Genomic DNA, 23,612 nt, shown 5'->3' on the forward strand with positions numbered 1-23,612 from the left:
TTCTTACATAATAACGCTATGAAAAACCATAAGTACGGCGCAAAAGCCGACGATATACTGCTGTTCACCCACGTTGTAGAAGCGGGTTCGTTCTCAAAAGTCGCGGAAGAAATGGAGTTGAGCAACTCCGTGGTCAGTAAGCGAATCGCACGTTTAGAACAAGCATTAAATGCACAACTACTCTACCGAAGCACCCGTAAACTTAGCCTCACCGACGCCGGCATTGTTTTGTACCAAAAATCAAGACAAGCAAAACTCGCAATTCAAGAAGCGGAAGATGCCGTTACCGGCTACGGCGATAAAATTCGCGGCAACATTAAAATAACCATGCCAGTGGTGTCTGCGCGATTTATTTTGAACGACACCATTTCAAAATTTTGCGCCAGTTATCCTGACGTTAGCGTTGAGCTATCTGCAGAAAACCGCTGTGTGGACATTATTAAAGAAGGCTTTGACCTCGCCATTCGCACTGCTCACTTGGAAGACTCAAGCTTAATCGCCCGCCGCTTAATCGATTCTCAATGGATTATTTGCGCAAGTCCTAAATACATCACCGAACACGGAACCCCTGAACACCCAGAGGATTTATCCGATCACGATTGCTTGGTGTACAAATACGAAGGCGCAGGTTTGGATCACTGGGCACTTAAACGTGGCCAAGAAGATTTACAAATTCATGTAAAAGGAACCATTACGGGCAATGAATTAGAAGCGCTTAAACAGGCGGCTTTAAATGGCTTGGGCGTGGCGTATTTACCGCGAGTATTAATTCACGAAGATTTGTTGTCGGGCAGGTTAATTTCTGTGATGGACGAACACGTTGGTAAACGTTTAGGTATTTACGCCGTTTACCCGCGAACGCGGCTTCCAGATTTAAGAATTAAATTACTGGTGGAATTTATACGTGAAGCGTTTGTATCAAAAAAGGAGTATTTCTATTGAAATACTCCAAGGCACATATCCAACCGGAAATAATTCCCAGCTAGAAATTGAACTTCGCGCTAAATTGTAGGTAGTCTGAATCAATTCCATCGATACCTTCGTCATCGATGGAGTAGTTTCCTAATTCAACACCCACACTTAATTTAGAGGTAACGTCTGTAATGTAGTTAATACCCCAGTGAGCACGTTCACGCTCTAAGATGTCAGTTTCAGCTTGACCGTAGAACACAGTGGTTCTTGCAATGTCAGTCCAGAAGTGACGGTAAGAAACCGCAAACGCATCGGTTGATTCAACATCGGTGTTACCATCGGCAGGATCAACAACAATATCGGTTGTTAAACCAGCACCAACGTAACGCCCTGGATCACCGGTAGTAAGTTGGAAACGGAAATCGTCTTTACCGCCGGTTTTAATTTTACCCGCAACATTTACTGCAAGCGCGGTATCGTTTAGTCCACCCTGATCAACGTGACGCAACAACGCACTGACAGAGAAAGTACCCCAACTGTTGCTGTAGTTGTAACGACCAACAACATCTGGATTTGCTTCGTCTGGATCAGCCTGATCACCAGTCAAACCAACGGCACTTGCTGGTGTACCAACATCACCATCACCATTTGTTTCAGGGTTTTCAATTGCAAACTGCCATGGGCCATTGGTGTAACGAACCTGTACTTGGCGAACAAACGCTTCACCAACGTGCGGGCCACCAAAATCTAATGCTTCTGGCAAAGCATGCAATGGCATAAATGTGGTCCAGGTTTGACCTGCTAACCAGTTTTTATAAGTAAGGAAAAAATGTCGTAGACGAGGGTTTGAAGAATTACTTACGACTTCGTTACCGCCGCCGCCGTATAAATCGAATTCTACAAATGCAGAAACGTCACTGTGTTCAACTTTAAAATTAAAACGCGATTCACGCACGTTAAAACCAGTACGAGAAGTTTCTCGCGGAGCACCACCCGGGAAATTCGCTACCCAGTAATCCTGATAAGCAATATCACCATCAACATGGCGAACATCGACTTTAGTATAACCTCCGAAACTTACTTTTGCTGTGCCGGTAGGAGTTTCAAGACTGACCAACTCAATAGCAGCATTAGCGGAGTTAATTGAAGCAATGGAACTTAATACAGCAGCAGGAAGAACCATGTAGGCACGTTTGGAGAAAGACATCTAATTCCCTCTTATTTTTATTTATAGTAAATAGGTGTGAAAGAAATATAGAAATATTAATTTCGCGGATAAACAAAGATTAGTATAAGAGCTTTTTCCAAAAATGACATAATCGGAAATTGAAAAAAATTAATAAAAATGAATAAAAGTACAATAAAATAGGAGGGAAAATTACGTACGTAGTTGGTTGTAGAAGATTGAAATAAAAATAATGAGCTTTATTAAGAAACTTCCAACAAAAACCAAGCTGTTTAATTTGGCTATTAATAAGTCTCTTTAAAAGGTATTTAGTTCAAAAAACTTTTATTATTATTTGTACTGTGCGCCACCCCTGCATATCACTAAAAAAATAAATCGCCTTTATCTTTTCAAACACCCGCCATTAAAACACCAAACCTTTTGCTCACAGCCAAGTCTTCTCTAGCGTTGACAGCAGTCTTGCTCTCATCCAAAAATGACTTTCCGCAAAAAGTTCATCAACGCACGCCGGTTTATTTCCAAATGAAATTTAATAAAAAACCTTTAAAAGCAAAAACCAAGCACAGGCTTGAAAACTGTTATTAACCTTTAATAGAAGCTGGCTTACCGAGTGATTCGGTTCAGTCTTTATTTTTAAAACAGCAATTAAAAATAGAAGAGCGCCGGAAATTTCCAAGGTATCTGAAACAATAACCAGCCCTCAAAAACAGGCCATTAAGTGTTACTACGGTAAAAAACTAAAAATACTTAATAAGTAAGTAATAATACTTAGCTTCGCCAAATACCACGTAAAAAATCTTGATTGGTCATTACTGGAAAGGAATTTTCGCGTTAACACGGTAGAAATGTTATCGATTTGATGCCGCGTTTATCTAACTTTTATAGAACAGGCACCCTACTTTCGATAAAAACCGTAACCTGATTTCGAAAACTAATTGTTTGACAAGACAACATAGAAATGGTTGCAAGAATTTATCAACGTAAACCAACAACCCTATAAAATTTGCTGGTGAATTAATCACCAGACATAAAAGTTTGTACACGGTAACTGGAACACAAGGTAAAACGAAAAAACTGATTCAGAGAGAAAACTAATCTAGAAAGAAAACTGGTCTAGAGAGAAAGCTGGTCTAAAGAGAAAACCAATACAGAAAAAATGGCTTTTTAGAGAGTTAAGTAATCGATAAAAAACACTAAGGAACCCGGGTAAACTGCCGGGCTCCTTAGCGAGCCAAATAGACTCTAATAGTCTCTGATCAAATTCGATCACTCACAAACAACAAGAACAATTACGCTTATGCTTTGAATCCCCACCAATACCCGGATTGAACGTATTAGTAGGATCTAATTTTCGGTAGAACTTTTGAAGCTGAGATTCCGCTTTATACAAATGCCCTACATTGTGCTCCGCTGGGTACTTCGCACCGCGGGCATCCAATATCGATAACAACTCTTTCTTTAATTGTTTTGGATCGACGCCTTTTTTCAGTACGTAATCTTGGTGGAATACGTGACAGAAGAAGTGGCCGTAATAAAGCTGTTTATCAATCTTATCCATAATTTCTGGCGGCAGTTTTTCCACCCAATCAAGATCATTGCGACGCAACGCAATATCCAGGGCGATAATTTCTCCCAACTCTTTTTCATGCATGGTTTGATAACGAACGGCAGCACCGGCCGCGGCAAAGCGATGCAAATAAGCACTGCTGGCTTCATCGGCGTTACACACAAAATAATCGCCTTCGGCAGAACCGTCTTTAAAAAATTCCGCTAAATATTTATCGGCTTCACCAATACCCTCATCACTCATTTTCAATATTAGGTGATGCTCATATTTTTGTCGGTATTGAATGATTCTGTCGGGCAAATGACCGGGGAATAAACGACTGGCAAATTGCATAGCGCGGTCGGTTAGGGAATTAGGAACGAATTTCCAATTGTTAAACACTTGGTCTAACTTACCCTTTAAAGCAAACAACTTCGGTAAACGCTGAGTACCCAAGTGCTTCACGCTCAAAAACGTATCTTTACCGTAGGTTTGGGCAATATCGAAGATATCCCGATGCAAGTATTCACCCACTTCGGGTAAATTATCGAACTGACTTAAAATATGGCGACGAAGCTGGGCCAAAGTATTGGGATCATTAGTACCAACATAATAGGTGCGCTCGCGCTTAGGCACATTGAACGTATCCAATCGCACTGCAAATACAGCGATTTTTCCGGCACAGCCACTGGCTTCGTAAAGTTTTGATTCATCGGCGTTGTAACGACTGGGCGTGTCGGCATCAACATCGCGAATTTTTTCAACGTAATCTTTTGCCGACGCAACCTTATCGGTAGGTTCAATCGTTCGACTGAAATTACCGCTTTCAAGGTTACTGATAATTTCTTCGGGTGATTCACCGAGATCAATCCCTAAATGATTGACCAACTCCAACTCGCCTTTTTCATTAACCCACGCAAACAACGATAGTTCTGTATAAGCCGGACCTCGTTTTACCAAAGCACCGCCCGAGTTATTCGCAACACCACCAACAATCGACGCACCCAAACAAGAAGAACCAATCACCGAATGCGGTGCTCTTGATGCTAATTTAAGTTGCGATTCCAATTGGTGTAACGTAGCGCCCGGAAAACTAATAATTTGTTCCGCATCGCCCATTGGAATAATGGTATCCATTGCCAATGTATTAATCACAACAACATCGCGATCGTAATCCGAACCACTGGGAGTTGAACCTTCGGTTAAACCAGTGTTGGCCGCTTGCATAATAATAATGCAGTTATGACTGACACAAACCTTTAAGGCTTCCCATAATTCACGCAACGTATTGGGAAATAAAACCGCCAACGCGTCACCTTCACCAGAGCGCCAACCTTTTCTGTAGTGGGCTTTGGATTTAGCACTAACCGCAATCTGATCAGCTTGAAGGACATTACCCAATGAAGCTAAAACTGGATGATTATTATTCATAACTTATACACAACGAACTAAGAAAGATTTAGAGCTCAAAACATGAGCTTCTTTTTATATCATGATTAAATATAAAAGAGAAAGAATAAAGATTATTATTTCTATTTATTACAAAATAGGCAGATTTTTCTTCCATATTGGCACTTTCTATTATCTAAAAAGTAGTATAGCGGAAAGACAGACCAACACATGCACCACAAAAGCGCAAAACCACATAGAATTTATTGATAATTTAGATAAGGTTAGACACCTTATTAAAAAGATAAAAAGAACAAACCAACCGGGAGAAAATAAGATAATTCAGGCAGGAATTGAGAAAGTTTGGGAAGATAAAGAGAGTTGATCTATTTAATTAGCAATCACCATTAATAAAAGCCGACAAAATAAAATTTTATCGGCTTTTATAACATTTACCGTTTAATCACGATTACCTTGCACTGTACCATCAAAATCTTCAATATCGTTTTCAAAGGTTCCGGTAAAAGAGCCATCGTCGTTAATGGTAATTTCAAACACGGTGGCTTCACCAATCACACCCCCAGATGCACCTGCTGCCATGGCATTACCGCGACTGTTGATACTTCCGATAAAACTGAACGGGCCGTCATCGCCCATACCATTGCCGAGTAACACACCACCATCATCAATGGTAAAAGTGTAATTTCCGCCAAATGCTCCGTCATCATCGATACCCATAAAAGTACCAGAATAATTGCCGCTGAATTGTTGGATTAAAGTACCCGCCAAATGCTCCTGAGCCGTCATACTTGGAATTAACATTCTGGCACCGGCGGTGGTAAACGTTGTTAATGACGTAATGGCAACTTGAACGTCACCATCTTCTGAAAATTCATTCACCGACAACGAAAAATCAATAACGATATCCGCAGCGGCATCAGTTACATTTTCGGTAATTAAAATTCCATTATCGGGATTGCCATCGTCATCCAGAGTTTGCAGTAATCTGGCAATATTAGTGACTGTAGAATCCATTTCATCTTCCGCACCTGAGACCAAATCAACCGGCGTAATAATAGAAGAACCTTCGGCAATACCAATCACAATACCACCAATAGAAAAAATAACATCGCTGCCAATTTCGTAAGTAAAGGTGCCATCGGCATCGGTCACTCCCATTTGATCACCAGAAATAAACGTTAATCCTTCAACGGCTTCATCGATAAACACACCCGTTGCGGTTTCTGGAGAACTCGAACCACCGCCGCCTCCACCGCCACAACCGGCCAATAAAAAACTTTCTGATATTAATGCAAATAACGCGCGCTTCATTTTCTTCCCCTTTCGAAATGTTGTTATTATTTGAATAAGAAAATGCTTAGTGTCTATTCAAGGTAAGACAGAATTGAAACTTCCTTAAAGGAAGCGAGAATTATAAGCACAGAAGATTTTGTATGGACAATTGTGGTGGATGTTATTAATTTATAGAAATACGAAAATAAGTTAGAAAACAGAGCTAAAAATAGCGGACCTTTTAATTTCTCTTTGCGTACTTAGATTACATATAATCCCAGATTAATGCGTATTGCTTGGCCACTACGTCAACTTCTATTTATGCTTAGTATTTTATTGAGATACTTTCTTTGTATTGCTTTCCTTGCTCAGTATCTTCACGTAACTTTCTAAGAATTCTGGTGTCATTTCTTGCTTGCTGGAAAATTCCACTTCGCGGCCATCGATTTTTAATTTCACTGGGCTTTTTGTGTTACTTGCTTTTACGTAATCACCGAAAATAGACAAGACTTTCTTTAAAGAATCTGGCAGAAGTTTTATCCAAATAGAGCTCTCATCGTCGTCAACTGCTGTGGCCGGCTGTGGCTCTTCCTTCGTAGGTAACGGGGAAGGAGAAGGAGAAGGAGAAGGAGAAGGAGAAGGATCAATCTCTGAACATTTTCTCAAAATTAAACCTTTACGACGGGCCACTCGCTCAACCCCAGGCCAAGCACCAGCATCGCATAAAATTGCACTCATTAACCGAGCATTGGCATCTAAATCATCATTATCGAATTGAATTTCTAACCGAAGCGGTGTTTCCATAGACAAACGTCTCACAAAGCATCAATAAACTATTCGCTTTATTGAACCTCAACTTGAATGATCTTTTCAAGACTGAAATGTGAGGGATAAGATAAGACGGAGGTGTAAGCAGACCGAGGAAGGATTGGACGGAAATGCTGCTGATTGTTATATCTTTATTTGCCTGTCAAACGACTGAACCAGAAAACCCAACGCATCCATCCAGTTCAGTCTTTATAAATATCATTAAAAACAATTATTTATGGTTTTCTCTTTCAAACTCTGCTTTCTTAGCTTTCTCTATTTCAATTTTACGTCGAGCATTTTCTTTGGCTTGGCGTACAATTTCTGGATTGGTTCTTCTATCGAGATCTTCGAGAGGTTTGGCTATTTTCTTAGGCATTTCATTACTCCGTATATTCTTTGAACGGCTTTGCTGACATTCTAATCTATTTTTATTGAAACGCAGAGAAGTCGTTAACAAAATACTGTTGAGAGTTAAACTCGGAAGGTAAGCTTGCCCATTTTATCAATGAGCAAACTTAATACGTTGAAATGTTGGAATACTAAAACTGTAAGAATTTAAATTTAATTAAAAAACTACACCCTAAACTTCGACACCATTCCCTGAAGTTGTCTTGAAATATTACTCACGTGATCGTTTGCACTGGCAGATTGTTTGGCCCCTTCGGAGGTTTCTTCAAAACCTGAACTGATGCTTTCTAGATCTTTGGCAATTTCGTCGGCTACGGTGGATTGTTGTTCAACGGCGCTGGCTACTTGGATATTCATTTTACTGATCATATTAATTGCGTTATGAATAAGCTCTAATGCCTGCGCGGTTTCTTGTGATTGGGCGACGGTTTTTTGCGATTTAGAGTGGCATTCTCCGATGGCTTTTACGGTATCTGCGGTGCCTGATTGTAGGCGCTGAATAATTTCTTGAATTTCGGTGGTGGACGATTGCGTTCTCTGTGCCAGTGTTCTAACTTCGTCGGCAACAACGGCAAAGCCTCTGCCCTGTTCACCTGCACGCGCTGCTTCAATTGCGGCATTTAAGGCCAGCAAGTTGGTTTGTTCAGAAATATTTTGGATGACACCAATCACTACTTCAATATCAGAACTGCTCTGCTCAAGGGTTTTTATAAATTCGACGGTGGTTTCTAGGTTGGTTGCAAGCCCGCCAATCTCCGCCAGGGTTTTACTGGTGGTCTCTTTGCCGCGTTCAACCTCGGATAAACCTTCATTGGATTGCGTTGCGGAATCTGTAGCGTGGCGAACTACGTCTTGAATACTCATGGCCATTTCGCTGACGGCTGCGGCAACGGTGGATGTTTTACTGCGTTGCTGATCAATAATTTTTGCGGTTTGCTCGGAAATTTGGCTGGCGGAGGTTGCGTTTTCTGATAAGTCTTTACTGGTTTTAACGATGTCGCCAATCAGTGATTTTAGCATTTTTGACATCTCACTCACCGACCGATAAATACCGGTAGCACGACTGGATGCATTTAAATCTTGCGATAAATCGCCCTTAGAAATGTTGCGAGTAATTGCAGCAATTTCAGCGGGTTCGCCGCCGATGGGTTTACGAATACTTTTTGCGGTAATCCACGATAAAATAACCGCGACGATCACTGACACGACCGAGAGAATCACGATCATGCTGACGGTATTTTCTGCCAATGCCTGAATTTCTGGCCCCAATGCGTCTTGATCTTTTTTAACCGACAGTTTTACATTTTCTAAATCAGCAGCGATGATTGGCCCCACTCGGTTTAAGGTGCCATTTATAAGGGCATTTCTTTCTTCTATGATTTCAGCAACATTGTCAAAGGCGGTGATGTATTGTTGATGCTGCTCTTTAAATACTCTTAAGGATTCTCGACGCAACGGATTTTGCAAATTGACATCAAGCTCTTCTACAAAAGGAGCTATTTCTGCGTTCAGTTCTTGATTGGCTCGCTCTCTATCGGCAGCGGCATTGGTGATGAGGTATTTCGAAACGTATAAACGCCCCAGTAATAAATGCTCCTGAACTTGGGCGGCGTAAAACGCTGCGCTGGCGTCATCGTCTGCGTAAGCGGAGGTGATAATACTGGTCATGCGCTCGCGCATTGCTAAACCGGAGGGATCGAGTTGATTTTGAACCAGCTCATTGCGCGCCCGAAACAGATCAACCACCTGGGTAAAGCCTTCTTTATAGACGCCTAAGTTTTGGGCGGACTTTTGTATAAGCTGCGCCCGTTCGGGCTTTTGAATCTCGACTTTAGCTTCGTCCATAAATGTTTCGACTTTTGCTAAACGCTCTTCGTACTGCGTAATCGATTCTTCGCTGCGCTCGTTTAGGAATTTCAAAACCCCCAAACGCACCATCAACATATTTGCCTGTAAGCGCCCGGTCAGGTTTGTGTCTCTGGCAAGCTCTCTGTATTCGACTAAGCCGTTGTAAACGTTGTTGACACCAAACCAAGAGGACGTTGAAATCACGATTAGTAAGACAATAATCGAGGCAAAACCAACACTGATTTGAGCGGTTAATTTGAGTTTTTGAAACATAGTGCTGCTCGCTTTGTGAGCCTATTACTTGGTGCTAATAAGCTCTAAGACTAATATTCTAGAAACTGATGATTATCCAAAAGTGTAGTTGATAAAATCCTATAAAATGGAAGTTTTTCGCTAAAGAAGTTTTTGGCAGAAGACAGTGGCAGCGCACGAGTGTTTGATTTAATACCACAAATAGCACTCGTTATTGTTTTATTAGACTGTGCTATTTTGCTCGCCTGTTTTTTATAGGTAGGTATTTTTACAGACAGTTACTTTTATGGAGAGCCACTTTTATAGAGAGATACTTTCCTGGAGAACTGATTTTCTGGACATTTATTTTTATGGAAAATTGCTGTTCTTACATAGAATAACGACAAAGTCGTAATCGCGGAACAAGGTAAGGGCTTGGGTTGTTTTAATAAAATAGTTCGGAATAATAAAAAGCTGCATATGACAGCAGCTTTTTATCGACGGGATAACTTAATTCTTAGCGAATATTCCTACTTCGAGTTTTTTATCAGTGGTTTTAACAGCGCGATACATACCCGGCGTGTTAAATTCCATGGTGAAATTACCTTGGGCATCAATCACGATAACGCCGCCGGTTCCGCCAATGGGTTTTAAAACATCTTGAATCACTTCTTCTGCTGCGGTTTTTACGCTTTTATTTTGGTATTTTACGCGAGCACAAATATCGGCAGCAACGTGATTGCGAATAAAGTATTCACCGTGGCCGGTAGCGGAGACCGCACAACTGGTATTATCGGCCCAAGTACCTGCACCAATCACAGGCGAATCACCAATGCGGTCGAAGCGCTTGGCGGTCATGCCGCCGGTTGAGGTGCCTGCGGCTAAGTTGCCATTTTTATCCAACGCAACCGCCCCCACGGTTCCGTAACGGAAATCGTCTTGTAAGTACACGCTGGCTTGTTGCTCTACGGTTTTGGCTTCGGCCAGTCGTTGGCGGGCTTTTTTCCAGGCTTCGTATCGATGCGGGGTATCAAAATAATCGGCGGGTACTAAATCAAATCCCTGCTGAATAGCAAACTCTTCGGCGCCTGCACCCGACAACATCACATGTACGGATTTATCCATCACCGCTCTGGCTAATTCAATGGGGTTTTTGATGTGAGCAACACCGGCAATGGCACCGGCATTTCGGGTGGCTCCATCCATAATTGAGGCATCAAGCGCGTGCAAGCCATCGTAGGTGTATACCGCACCCAGGCCTGCGTTAAAAATGGGAGAGTCTTCGAGAATATTAATGGCAATCGCGATGGCGTCTAAACTGGATTCACCATTTTCCAGAGCGTTATAACCGGCCTCGGTGGCTTTGGTGAGCGCGGTATTAATGGCTTCTAATTTTTCATCGGTAAGGTTTTCTTTTTTGATGGTTCCGGCACCGCCGTGAATCACAATGCCAAATTTATCTGCGGCAATGCTGTGCGCGTTGATAAAAATAAGACTGAGTAGCAAGACTGCTTTTAATTTCATTGATGATTTTCCTTCTGTACTTTGCTTATGCTCGTTATTAAGGCGCTGTTTAAAGCTAACGAGAGAAACTCAAAAATCAGCAATAATGATGCACAAAAAAACGGGCCTCAAAGAGACCCGTTTTTGTTAATCCTGCTGTTTGATTCAGTGAAGAATCAAACCGTAAAACAGAACCTTAACTTAGATGTCGTCACCGACGGTTGAAGACTCAGCCAATGGACCTTCGAAGCCAAACAACGCAGCAGAGTTGCTGTGCAGTACTGATTCGTTGTCTAGACCGAAGCTTGAGAAATCAACGTTGGTGCTGAAACCTTCGATAACAATCAAGTCATCAGTGTCGTTACCGTCAAACAACACAGAACCGCCAGCGTGTTGAATAGATAGGTAAGCGCGTGTTCCATCGTTAGAGAAGCTGAAACCTGTTGGCTCGGCACCTTGAATCGCGATAGAAAGCATACGAACACAGCCGTCGGTTTTGATGTCGCGGTCGCCGCCGTCAGGCAAACACGCCCAAACGTCACCGTCGCTGTCATCTTCAATGACGTAGGCAATGCCAGTCACGGGTTGGAAAGCGAAGTTATCAGGTGCGTTGAAGTCTTGGTCGCCTTCAACGAAACGATTAACAACAACCGTTAATTCTTCACTCGCAGCAAGCGGCGCAGAATCAACACCACACACAACTTCACCCACTTGACCAGACGAGGTACGGCCGGTGTTAGTCCAGCAGAAACGAACGGCTTCTGGGTTTTCGGCGTCAGAGTACATACGATCTAAATGCATGTCTTCTGGACGGTAGTAACCAGTTGCACCGCCAGCGTTGGCTTCAACACGAGCGTTGTCTGGATCAACTTCGAACCAAGAGGCATTACCCACTTCACAGCCTTGACCTACTTGCACTCGGCTGTCGCGACAGCTAACTTGCATGGCGTAAGTGTTACCGGCAACAAATGGAGAATCTTCTAGGTTGTTGATTTGACCCGCTGTTGTGCGAGGCGCCGATGGGATGAACTTAAAGATTGCACCACCGTCAGTGTCGCCGTTGGTCAACAATGAAGTGCCATCGTCTTCTGCAGCAATGGTTCCGTTTGCTAGGAAGAATTGCTCGTAAGAACCTGGGCGAAGTTCATCACCACCAACAACTACACCACTATCGAGAACGAATAAACCTTCCCAAGCCATGGTTGGCATTTCAGTGCGCTTAACCACTAGATCAGTCGCATCAACACCGGTAGAAACACCGTTGCTGTCGCCTTGCTCAATCGTTGCCGCTTCACCAGCGTCACCACGTTCAACAACAACCACGTTGTTGGTGGTTAATGGATCAAGAATTTCGTAAGCAGCGCCGTCGGCAGTTTCTTCGGTGGCTAAAATGGTGCCCCAAGGCGTGGTACGAATACCATCACAACGGGTCATACCACGAACGATAGTCTCAACTTCACCCGTCGCTAGATCAACGCTTTGTACGCTTGGCTTGTACTTACCAACGGTACCGTCATCAACAATACCGCGGCTTTCTTCGATACAACCAATTAAGTGCGTTGGGTTATTCAGTGGGTAAAGATCGTGTTGATCCCACCACTCTGATGCATTACGAGTTAGGAAAGTTGCGGTTAAACCACCGGCAAGATTCACGTAACCAGAAGCGTCGTCGCCGTTACCGAAACCGTTGCTTGGATCAACATCAACGCCCAATTGCGCTTCGATGTTAGCTTCACGATCAACGGTATTGGTGTTGGATTCAGTAATTGGAGTACCAAAACCAAACAGCGCTTGTGAATTCTGCTCCGCTAAATCAGTGATGCTGGCAGCGTTTGCAGTCGGTGCAGAGAAACCAGTGATATGAACGATATCGTCGGTGCGGAAGTTATCCACCAATGGGAAGGCATCATCGCGAGAGTGCTGGATAGATACCCAAGCTTCGGTGCCGTCTGCACTGAACTCAAAACCAGTAGGTTCAGCAGAGCGATCATTAAGTGACAACACACGAACACAACCGTCAGAGGTTAAACCTTGGTCGTCGCTGTCTGGCAAACACGCCCAAACGTCACCGTGTTGGTTATCTTCGATAACGTACAAAATGCCAGTACCTGGTTGGAACGCTAGGTTATCTGGAGCATTTAATTCTTCGTCACCTTCTAAGAAACGAACCAAACGCACATCGCGTTCTGCAGCCGCTGGATTGGCATCAGTACCACAAATCACTTCACCCCAGTTTTGCGCACCGCGGTTACCGGTGTTAGCGAAACAGAAACGAATTTCATCTGGGTTTTCTTCGTTAACGTAGTCTGGATCTAAATGCAGATCTTCAGGACGGTAGTAACCAGTTGCACCTAAACGGTTTGCGTCTTCGCGTGCGTTGTTGGCATCAACCGATAACCAAAGGGCATCACCAATTTCACAACCCTGGCCGAACTGAACACCACCGGTACATTGAACTTGCAGTGCGTAGTTGTCACCGGCAACCAATGGCGAATCGTCTAGAGAAGTAATTTCGGTACCGTCGTGTAGGTCGGTAGGAATAAACTTAAATAACGCACCGCCGTCGGTGTCTGCACCGAAGTTTACTTCTGTGCCGCCGTTATCTAATACAAATTCGAAGCTGCCTGGACGAAGTTCGTCACCACCAACAACAACACCGTTTTCAAGTACAAACAAACCTTCCCATGCCATGGTCGGTAACGCAGTACGCTTAACAATTAAATCCGTTGCATCGGCACCGCTGGCATCAACAATCGCCGCTGGTTGACCGGCATCACCACGATCGGCAACAGTAAGGTCGGTTGTGGTTAATGGATTTAAGATTTCGTACGCTGCACCATCGGCATTTTCTTCGGTAGCCAGTACAGTGCCCCAAGGCGTAGTACGAATACCGTCACAACGTGTCATGCCGCTTAAGATGGTTTCAACCGTGCCGTCTGCGATATTAACTCGCTGAACCGATGGGTTCATTTGACCGGTTGCTTCGTCAATGATTTCCACACGGCTTTCAATACACCAAATTTGATGCGTTGGATTTTCCAATGGGAAAAAAGAGAATTGGTCGGCGTGGTTAGCAGCGCTGCGCGTTAAAAATTCAGCCGTTAAACCAGACGCTAATTCCATGTGCTGAGCAGCAGAATGAATTGGGCTGCGCGTTGCGGTTGCTTCAGAAACTGGAGTTTCAACGTTATCAGCAACTAACTCAATTGCAGGAATATCAGCAACCAATTCCGCCAATTCAACAGAACCTGACAAAGATGGAAGCACGGTAATAGTAGAAGGGATAACACCATCAACAACACCGTCTGCCGCATCGAATGCAAAAGACGTTAATACGTCTTCACGATTAACAGAAGCGAAAGTTTCGCCCGCGCGAACCAACTCACCAATTTCAGTTGATGCGTCTGCTAATAATTCAGAATCCAAACCGGTAATTGGGTTTGCGCCTTCTGGTAAATCGGTAGCAGCAACAATATTTTGAATCGAAGACTCAATCGCAGCTTCGATATCAGCAATGGTTGCATCAGCGGTGGTTTGAGCAATAACTAATTGCGCCACTGCCGAAGTGAATGGGTTGATGTTCACTTGCTGAGTTTCGCCAGCGCCTGCAACAACTGCTACAGATTCCATATTAACTGGCAAATCATTAAATGCCATGTCCACAGAGCCTTCGTTATCGAAAACTAGGAACACAGCTTCGCCTGCATTAACCGCAGGGATGTTCAAACGGAAATCTTCGCCATCAGCAACATTGCGTTCAATCACAACCAATGGATTGGCTGCTGCTAAAGCATCCGCTCGAGAGGTTGCAGCTGCATCGGCTTCATCAGCTGCGGTAATTGCAGCTTCAATTTGATCGCGTCCGAAAACATAAACGGTACCACCTGCTACAGGGCCGTCTTGTACAAATCCTTCAACGGCAACAGCGGCGCTTACGCCATCTTCACCAACAGTGCCGTTACGGCCGTCATCACCGTCACAAGCGGCAAGTACCAATGCAGGTATTCCTACCAGCATGGTTCTTCGGACTAAGCGTGCAAGCTTGTTCCTCGCAAACATCATGTTCTCTCCTTAGGAAAGGTGTTATTGGCTAAACCGAGATTTAATCATCGACATAAATCGGGCTAATTATTTTTGAAATCTAAACAATAGAGGATAGTTTCACAGAGGAGAGTAATTTGAAGAGATGACCGAGCCGTTAATCGATTATGAAAGTTATATTAAGAAAAAATGAATATTGAAAAATAGTTACAAATGATTTGAGTGAAAAATTAAAAAAATAACTATAGGAGCCTATGATTAACCTCAAGATCACTCAGGCCAAGGAGTTTTTTTCTGATTAAGGCGTGCTTTTGAAGGTCTAACGGGTTAAATCGAAAAAGCACAACGCAGAGCAGGAAAAAACTGGCAGGCCCCGTAGGGCGTGTCTCAAGCGCACACTTGCGGCGTTGCCGTTTTTATTAAGGACTACGGCCATTAATTGCAAACGGCGCCTTGCATTTGCACGCTTGAGATCACGCTGAGTAATGTTGAGGTTAGTCATAGGCTCCTATATTCGTACAAAAATCACCCGATAAAAACACACATAAAATTTTAGGTAAAATTTAATTTTATTTTGCAGTAACAATACTTCAAAAAACAAAAAGTTTTACACTTTAAAAATCTCGCGTTAACAAAAAAATAGCCCTCAGTTGAGGGCTATTTTTCTAACGATAAATTGTTGTACTAATAACTAACACTATTAAGAACAATCCCTGTAAATACCCAGGTTGTTTTCACTTGAAACAGAATAATACCTATTAACAATAAAATTAATAAATCTGTCATTAATAAACGAATAGTCATCAAACAACGTCGATGAGCTTCATAAACCTTGCATCCATGAAGCTTTGGCAATTTAATTCGTCACTAATTTCTAATACCAACACTTTGAAACAATTCCAAATTCCGTGTCACACCGTTTGCACCCAGTCGACAGTTTTGTTCAACTCGTTCGTCACATCCGAACCAAGTATTATCGAGAAACAAACTGTCATCTTCAAAAACAAATCCAAGATCAACAAACAATTCAATGATAGCGTCTGGGGCAGTTGTCAATGAAATTGTACAAATCTCACCATCTCTATCAATTTCTGAAAGGTCGCACAGAAAGAAGACTTCATCATTGACTCTGGCCAACAAATCACCTCCCACCAAAAATTCATCAAACGGTAATTCAACCACAATGGTGGTATCAACGGATTCGGGCGCCGCAAAAGGCTCATTGGTAACGTTTAAATTATCAATGGCGATATCACCTCTAAAACCGCCGATGGCCACCGCACGAATTCGAACTCTAATTTCTCCGTCGAATTGCGATAAATTTACCCGCGCAGTTAACCAAGGATTGGTTTCATCCAATTGTTGTTGACCAGAAATAGACCAAACACTATCAATCCATTGCACACCATCAAATACATCGACATGTAAGCTACCAATATCGGACCCATACATATGGTAATCAAAAACCACGTATCGATTAGCGCCCAAAGTCAACGGCGGGGATTCTAAAATAGCAAAATCACCTGCTTGTGACGCCTCGCCGACGGTCGTTTCTAAATAATAATAAAACCGACCTGAAGACGCTTGGTCGGGACCAGTGTCTTGTGATGATGTTCGATCCCAACGAAAACGCCATTGGTTGGTATCCTCTGTCGATTGAAACCAAACCCCAGTGTCCATCTCGAAGCTGGTATACACTTGTTGAGGTAAGCCTTCTGCGAGAAAAAATCTATTCACAGCACAACCCAAACACCCCAAGAAACCATCGAATTCACCACCTGCAAGATACGCATCACTATCGCCATCAAGGTCGAAATCGATATATTCAGCCGAGGGTATTTCCGGTAAAAAGTCTGCCGGAAATGGATTGGTATTTTCGGTAAATCCAGGTACCTGCTCACCGTTGTTCGCCCAAAGAACTGGATCACCTCCGAAATTATTTAACGTCAAAATATCCACATCACCATCGACATCGTAGTCGGCAAGCTCCAACTCAGAAACGTTACCACGCGATAAATTGGGTAATTCGGCAATTTTTGTAAACGTACCAGGACTCACCACAGAATTTAAATAAACGGATGTAACAGATTCACCGCCTATTACAAAATCAACAAGTCCGTCCGCATTTAAATCAATAGCGTTGCCGGCCGTACCTGCCGGTAAGACAAAACCAATATTGGAAAATCTTGGTGTTGCCGCACCGTCGTTTACATAAAGAAAAGAGTCTCCATTCTCACTGACGATAACAACGTCTTGATGTGTGTCGTGGTTAGCATCCAAAAAGAAAACATCACGGGTCGAAACATTGGGATGTGCGAAAAGAGGAGGAAATAGACGGGTAAACTGACCCGCACCATCGTTTAATAGAATATTTGCCTGTCCCGTATTGGTAGAGCTCTCTGGGCAAGGAAATAACGTCGATCCTGAAAGGGCAAGATCTATAAATCCATCGTTGTTAACATCGGCAACATCAATATTAGTTACACAGGAATCCGTAAATTCAATAAAATCCGGTCTTAAAAAAGAAAACCAAGGTGCTTGTTTTTGATTTAAATAAACTGAAACAGAGTTTTCGAAACCGAAAAAATTTTCTGAACGAATAATGTCAACATAGCCGTCATTGTTAACATCAGCAAAGTGAGAATCAAAACTAACTTCATCACCTGAACGAATAGATTGAACAGTGAAACCCGTGCCATCGCCATTATTTATTCTGAGAAGTGCACCGCTATCGGGCCGAAAATTGAACACGTTATCGTCCAAGATATCGGGAAAGCCATCGCGATTAACATCCGCTACTTCCGTATCAACGGTACGGGAAGCATTATTGCCACCTAAAAAGAGTGACTCATCAAAACCACCAAAATTTATGACATTTTGTTCAGTATAAGAAATTTGAGCGCCAATATTGGACGACACGCCTAATAAAACCGCCAGAGCACTGAAATAAATTTTATTTCTAAAAATCATTCTATTTCCCCCATGAAGATAATAATTGCTAAACACATCAGCACGAATGAAAAAATAAGAAAAGAAAACCTTCGAGAAATAGACGGGCATAAAAAAAACAACCTCAGCGGAGGCTAAGGTTGTTTTGGTCTAAAGAAATGAAAAAACTGTTAGAAAAATAATGCTTGAAAATGTGTTAATGAACGTGTGAATCCATCGGCTTGTACCTGACACGTCAAACTACCTACGGTTTCATCACAGCCTTCCCAAGAAGCGAAAAGTCCAGGTAAAAGTTCAGCTGGTAATTCACTGACATCAATCACTAAATCAATAGTAGAATCTGGCGTCGCGGCGAGAGTGAATTCGCAACGATTATTTTCAAACAGACGACAAATTGAGATACGCTGTCCATCGACAACCGCTACTAATTCACCAATACCATCATTCACCGGAAAATCGACAATAAAATTGGTATCAATGGTTTCAGGTACAATAAGCGGTTCATTGGTCACGTTTAAATTATCAATGGCAATATCGCCTCTAAAACCACCGGCGGCCACAGCGCGAATTCTCGTTTTAATTTCTCCGCTAAATTCAGATAAATTAACGCGCGCGGTTAACCAAGGATTGGTTTCATCTAATTGTTGTTGCCCTTCAATAGACCAAACACTGTCAACCCACTGCACGCCATCAAACACATCAACGTGCAAGCTGCCGATGTCTTCGCCGTGCATGTGATAATCAAACACTAAGAAACGATTATCGCCGAACGGTAAGGTGGGAGACTCAAGTATCGCGGTATTACCGGCATCAAACGCGTTACCGTCGGTAGTTTCTAGATAATAATAATATCTACCTGACGACGCTCTATCGGGTCCGGTATTGAGTGATGAGGTACGATCCCAGCGGAAACGCCAATCGTGCGTGTCTTCAGTAGACTGAAACCAAACACCGGTCTCTAATTCAAAATTGGTGTACAACAATTGCGGGAAAGCGTCAGTTCGATAAAACTGGTTAACACTGCACCCTAAACAGCCCAGCAACATATCAAACTCGCCACCGGCAATATAAATGTCGTTGTCGCCATCAAGATCGTAATCAATAAGCTCAGCTGAGACGCCTTCGGGATAAAAATCTGCAGGGAACGGATCGGAAATTCCGGTAAATGTTGGTACCAGCGCACCGTCATTTGCCCAAACCACAGGTTCGCCAAATAAATTATTGACCGATAAAATATCGACATCGCCATCTATATCAACATCCGCCAATTCAACATCAAACACATTGCCATTGGATAAATTAACCAACTCCGGCAACTGCGTAAATGTACCTGGACTGACCGCATTGTTTAAGAATACAGAAATGCCACTTTCACCACCGATAACAAAATCGACAAAACCATCGGCATTTACATCAACGGCATTACCGGTAATACCGGCGGGCAACACCAAATCCGTAGCGACAAAATTAGGAACTTCACCACCGCCATTTAAATAAAGAACTGAATCGCCATTTTCGTTGACGACAATTAAATCGATATTTTTGTCGTGATCAGCATCCAAGAAAAATACGTCGTGGCTGGAGACACCGTCTTGTGCAATAAATGCTGGAATGGATGAATCAAACCGACCGGTTCCGTCGTTCAATAAAATATTGGCTTGGCCGGTATTAGTCACACTGGATTCGCAAGGAAACAAAGTTGATTGGGCGATACCTATATCTAAAAAGCCGTCGTTGTTTACGTCGGCAACATCAATATCGGAAACGCAACCGTCGGTAAGTTCTGCGTCTCTTGGAACGTTTAACGATAACCAAGGACTTTCGGTAAGATTTAAATATACTGAGACAGAATTTCCTTCTCCTACAAACGACGCCGACCGAATTAAGTCATCGTAGCCATCGTTATTTAAATCCGCCAAATGTACATCAAAACTGGCAACATCATCAGCAAAAATGGTTTGAGCAGTAAAGCCACTGCCGTCGCCATTATTCATCCGAATCAGTAAATTGGTCCCGTTGGTAAGGTTTAGAGAATTACCGTCGAGAATATCTGGAAAACCATCACGATTAATATCACCTACTTCCGCGTCCGAAGTGCGTGCTGCATTCCGGCCACCGAGAAATAGAGAATCGTCAAACCCTCCACTGTTAATTGTATTTAATTTTAAATAGGAAACTTGAGACTCAGTTTCTGCAGACACGCTAACCGATAATGCAAGAACACCAATGATTAATTTATTCTTATATATCACAGTCAATCCCTCGTCTATTTACCATTATTGAAAAACGGAGAAATTATATGTGACGAACAGTATTTCTTTTAAAGTATTCGATGAACGATAAGACAAATTTTACAATCTATGAACGACTATACATTTTAAAACAAATAAGAAATCATTTTGTTGTAAAAGCACCACGCGCTTACTACTTAAATAACATTAAATCCTGTCGAATTAAAAAGCGGCATGGCAACTACCCAAAAAATTGGTAATTATCACAATAAGATCTTGGTCAATTACTTTGATTTCATTAACTGGCGCACAATATTTTAAGCGCCATACACAATACAACTTTAAAGAAAGCAAAAAATAAAATAACAGAACTCAATTCAAATAATTTAACGTTCTAATTAAAAATCCACTATCAAAATAAAAACACAGAGCAATTATAAAAAACCGTTCTATAAAAAGCCGAACAAAGTCATTCGTTAACATCTACAAATGACGCAATCGACCAGTCACAATAAAAATAACCCATAAAATATAACGGATAGACATACAACGGAAAGAAATACAACAGAAAGCAATGCAGAGACGATAAGAAAAGAAACACCTTATCAATTAATAGGTGTTAAATAAAAATCCATACCGGATATAACATCACCGTTATTACCCAATGCGACAGGTATCGATAAACCTTCACCTTTAACATTATGAATGGAATAATTGGCAAGTGCTTCACCTGAAAGCGAAAGTTGATAATTGCCTGGCGGCAGTTTATCGAGCAAATAAAAACCGTCGTAGGTTGACTTTCCTGATTTGACAACCTGCCCTTTACTATCGAGCAATTGAATGTGTACGTTATTCAATGGCTTTTTCTTGCCATCAACGTAGATCCAAATGGTGCCATCCACTTCACCACTTTCGACCACTGGAACTAGAACTTCGTATACTTTTCCGGCTCTTGATAGAATATTTTTAGATTGGAAACGCGCTAGCCAGAAAGGATCTTCTAAACCTCGATCATCAATAGCAACAGACGCAATGCCGCCATCGCCAATACTGACTTGAAAACCAGAGTCGTTTTCAACTCGAACTAAACTGCCATTAATGTTCAAACCCAAAGACGGAACCGTTTTTTCACCTTTATTAAAAAGACCGTCGTTGTTAGCGTCTAAGAAGCCGCGAAATGCAACACCACCATTGTTGGTTTTGCTGTCAGAATAAGTATGCCATTTTCCAGAAAGCGGCGATCGCGCCAAGGAAAAATTAACATTGACCCCCATACTCAGTTCATCATCAGAGCCAATCAATGACAAACCAGCAGTCCAATGTTTGTGGCGATAGTTTAAATTGAATCGGTAATCGTGTTCGTTGCCCCGTTCAGTAAAACGCGTTCTAGACGTTAACGACGATGAGAATCTACTGTTCGGCTTATATCTCACCGTTAGGGAAAGGTTTTCAATAATATCTTCTTCGGCACCATCGTTATAATCAATGCTACCTGAGTAAACCAGTGAGCCCCGATTAATACGGCCCAATACATTGCCCGAATAATGTTGATTACCCAACAAATCAATATTGGCGCGATGGGTGATCGAATAACGAGGCGAAGAAAACGCCAACTGATGAGTCAACGTGCTGGTTTTAGAATCTATTTTACTGGCTTGATAAAACACACCTTGAGACAAAGTTCTTCCGCGCCAACGATTAATGACACCGTTTAATCGCAGATTAATATTCGATTCGGACTGACGATTATTGCTGGTCAATGACGTGATACTGCTATTAATACTATTTTCTGTTTCTGAGCCAATAATTTCTGAATCAATAGTTCCTGAGTTCGTTGATTGCTGTGAGCGCGCGCTTGTACCCACGGGAAGAAAATCAATTGTTCTACGAAATGAACTGTTAATGGTGTAATCGAATAATCGAGATTGCCAACTTCCAGTAAATAGGCGACCACCATCAAAATCAATGATTGAGTTTAATTCGAAATCACCAAAATTTTCACTTCGATCTATCGCCAGAGAGTAATAATCCAGGCCGTCATCCTGCAACCAATGAAACTGCGCCAGTGTTCGTTTATTGAGGGTGTTTTGAATAAAAACTTGGTATCGTTCTCTAGTTATCTCGCCATCTTCATTATCATTAAAAATTGAGATATCCGGCTGTAAATATTGAAATTGATACGACCAATGTCCAGGTTTAACCCAGTTTTCACTGGTTTTCCTGCGTATGACCCGTTCTTCCTCTTGCCCTTGGGGGCCATACAGTTTAATTCGATAATTATTGTTACCGTAATTTATCGATACATCATCAAAACGATAAAACCCATCACTACCGACCTGCTGCACATCAATCAGCTTATTGTTTTGATAAAGTTCTACATCCCAACCTTCGGGAGCGTAATCTTCGATGGTAAACTGAGAGAAAATATCAGAACTGTTTAAAGTCGTATTAGAAACCCGAATACCTCGCCCATTTTCAGAAGCGCCAGCAGAAGCAAAGCTTCCAGAAAAAATATCACCAAATTCGAGTTTTACAGGAGTTTCTGACGTTGCGTTGAACAGACGATTGAATACAACATGCCCATCCAAATCATCACCGTAATTACTGGCACTCAACATAACATTGGAAGAGAACTTTAAAAGATCACCAGCAAAGTTTAGATCAACAGAGTTTTGAGAGCTTGTTTGCCCGTCTCTGGATTTAACTGCCAGAGAGTCTGAATAACGAACATCAATAAAAGGCCAATCAAACCAAGCGTATGGCTGAAGTGTAGGTACAAGCCTAGATTGTTCTTGAGTAACGTTTGAAACACGACCCCACTTTTTTTGCCGTGCAATTGACGACTGTAAAGGTAACTCTTCCTTCGGCGTGAGCGTTACCAACAGTCGTGATTGATTATAACTGTGCTCAATGGGAAACCACTGATCGAGAATATCAAGGCGGATGTAATAATCGTCATAATGTCGTTCTACGCCTTCGGTAATTGGTAGTATTTTGCCTTTTATAACAACACGATTCGCATTACCAGTATCGAGCTTAAACGTGTAGCGTTGTTTTATAAACCAACCTTGCGCATATTGCTCTTCAAAATTAAGCTCAATGGGAAAATCCATTGCATTGAGGTATTCTTGCAATGGAACCCAAAGACCATCTTCGCCCTGATAAGCTAAAATACTGGTGTATAAAGGAATACGATTTAATTGCAGATTAATAATTACGATTTGATCATCAGGCCGCTCTACAGTCTCCAGTGACAAAGCAGAAA

14 protein-coding genes are annotated in these 23,612 nt (G+C 42.2%); 2 read left to right on the forward strand and 12 right to left on the reverse strand.

From position 1 onward, the window contains the following. Positions 1-18 precede the first annotated feature (18 nt). Positions 19-942 carry a LysR family transcriptional regulator gene (locus LU361_RS00275; RefSeq protein WP_233086309.1) on the forward strand — a complete coding sequence of 308 codons (924 nt, stop codon included), beginning with the start codon at positions 19-21 and terminating at the stop codon, positions 940-942. A gap of 40 nt (positions 943-982) precedes the next feature. Here the strand turns inward: LU361_RS00275 and LU361_RS00280 are convergent, their stop codons facing one another. Both LU361_RS00280 and dld read right to left on the reverse strand, forming a co-directional pair. Continuing rightward, entirely contained in the window at positions 983-2,119 is a 1,137-nt protein-coding gene (locus tag LU361_RS00280; RefSeq protein WP_233086310.1) for a DcaP family trimeric outer membrane transporter, read from the reverse strand. A 1,249-nt stretch (positions 2,120-3,368) separates the two neighbouring features. Beyond that, entirely contained in the window at positions 3,369-5,075 is a 1,707-nt protein-coding gene (dld, locus tag LU361_RS00285; protein WP_233086311.1) for a D-lactate dehydrogenase, read from the reverse strand. 61 nt (positions 5,076-5,136) lie between these two features. On the opposite strand from dld, the gene LU361_RS00290 reads away from it, so the two are divergent. After that, complete coding sequence (locus tag LU361_RS00290; RefSeq protein ID WP_233086312.1) at positions 5,137-5,418, forward strand: hypothetical protein; 282 nt, start codon at positions 5,137-5,139, stop codon at positions 5,416-5,418. 74 nt (positions 5,419-5,492) lie between these two features. Here LU361_RS00290 and LU361_RS00295 read toward each other — a convergent pair whose 3' ends face one another. From LU361_RS00295 to LU361_RS00340, 10 genes are all read right to left on the reverse strand, one after another. Next, entirely contained in the window at positions 5,493-6,365 is an 873-nt protein-coding gene (locus LU361_RS00295) for a hypothetical protein (protein WP_233086313.1), read from the reverse strand. Positions 6,366-6,659: 294 nt separating this feature from the next. After that, positions 6,660-7,130 carry a hypothetical protein gene (locus LU361_RS00300; protein WP_233086314.1) on the reverse strand — a complete coding sequence of 157 codons (471 nt, stop codon included), beginning with the start codon at positions 7,128-7,130 and terminating at the stop codon, positions 6,660-6,662. 235 nt (positions 7,131-7,365) lie between these two features. Continuing rightward, complete coding sequence (locus LU361_RS00305; protein ID WP_233086315.1) at positions 7,366-7,512, reverse strand: hypothetical protein; 147 nt, start codon at positions 7,510-7,512, stop codon at positions 7,366-7,368. Positions 7,513-7,709: 197 nt separating this feature from the next. Then, positions 7,710-9,665: a methyl-accepting chemotaxis protein gene (locus LU361_RS00310; RefSeq protein WP_233086316.1), complete on the reverse strand. Its 1,956-nt coding sequence runs from the start codon at positions 9,663-9,665 to the stop codon at positions 7,710-7,712. A gap of 468 nt (positions 9,666-10,133) precedes the next feature. Beyond that, on the reverse strand, positions 10,134-11,147 hold the full coding sequence (locus tag LU361_RS00315) for an isoaspartyl peptidase/L-asparaginase family protein (protein WP_233086317.1): 1,014 nt from the start codon (positions 11,145-11,147) through the stop codon (positions 10,134-10,136). Between the two features lie 180 nt (positions 11,148-11,327). Next, positions 11,328-15,188, reverse strand: a complete 3,861-nt coding sequence (locus LU361_RS00320; protein WP_233086318.1) for an alkaline phosphatase PhoX — start codon at positions 15,186-15,188, stop codon at positions 11,328-11,330. 298 nt (positions 15,189-15,486) lie between these two features. Then, positions 15,487-15,669 carry a hypothetical protein gene (locus LU361_RS00325; RefSeq protein ID WP_233086319.1) on the reverse strand — a complete coding sequence of 61 codons (183 nt, stop codon included), beginning with the start codon at positions 15,667-15,669 and terminating at the stop codon, positions 15,487-15,489. A gap of 365 nt (positions 15,670-16,034) precedes the next feature. Further along, complete coding sequence (locus LU361_RS00330; RefSeq protein WP_233086320.1) at positions 16,035-18,137, reverse strand: FG-GAP-like repeat-containing protein; 2,103 nt, start codon at positions 18,135-18,137, stop codon at positions 16,035-16,037. Positions 18,138-18,286: 149 nt separating this feature from the next. Further along, positions 18,287-20,368, reverse strand: coding sequence for an FG-GAP-like repeat-containing protein (locus LU361_RS00335; protein WP_233086321.1), 2,082 nt, complete (start codon positions 20,366-20,368; stop codon positions 18,287-18,289). 584 nt (positions 20,369-20,952) lie between these two features. Further along, positions 20,953-23,604 carry a carboxypeptidase-like regulatory domain-containing protein gene (locus LU361_RS00340; protein WP_233086322.1) on the reverse strand — a complete coding sequence of 884 codons (2,652 nt, stop codon included), beginning with the start codon at positions 23,602-23,604 and terminating at the stop codon, positions 20,953-20,955. Positions 23,605-23,612 lie beyond the last annotated feature (8 nt).

The organism is Sessilibacter corallicola, assembly GCF_021290925.1.
Taxonomy (GTDB): domain Bacteria; phylum Pseudomonadota; class Gammaproteobacteria; order Pseudomonadales; family Cellvibrionaceae; genus Sessilibacter; species Sessilibacter corallicola.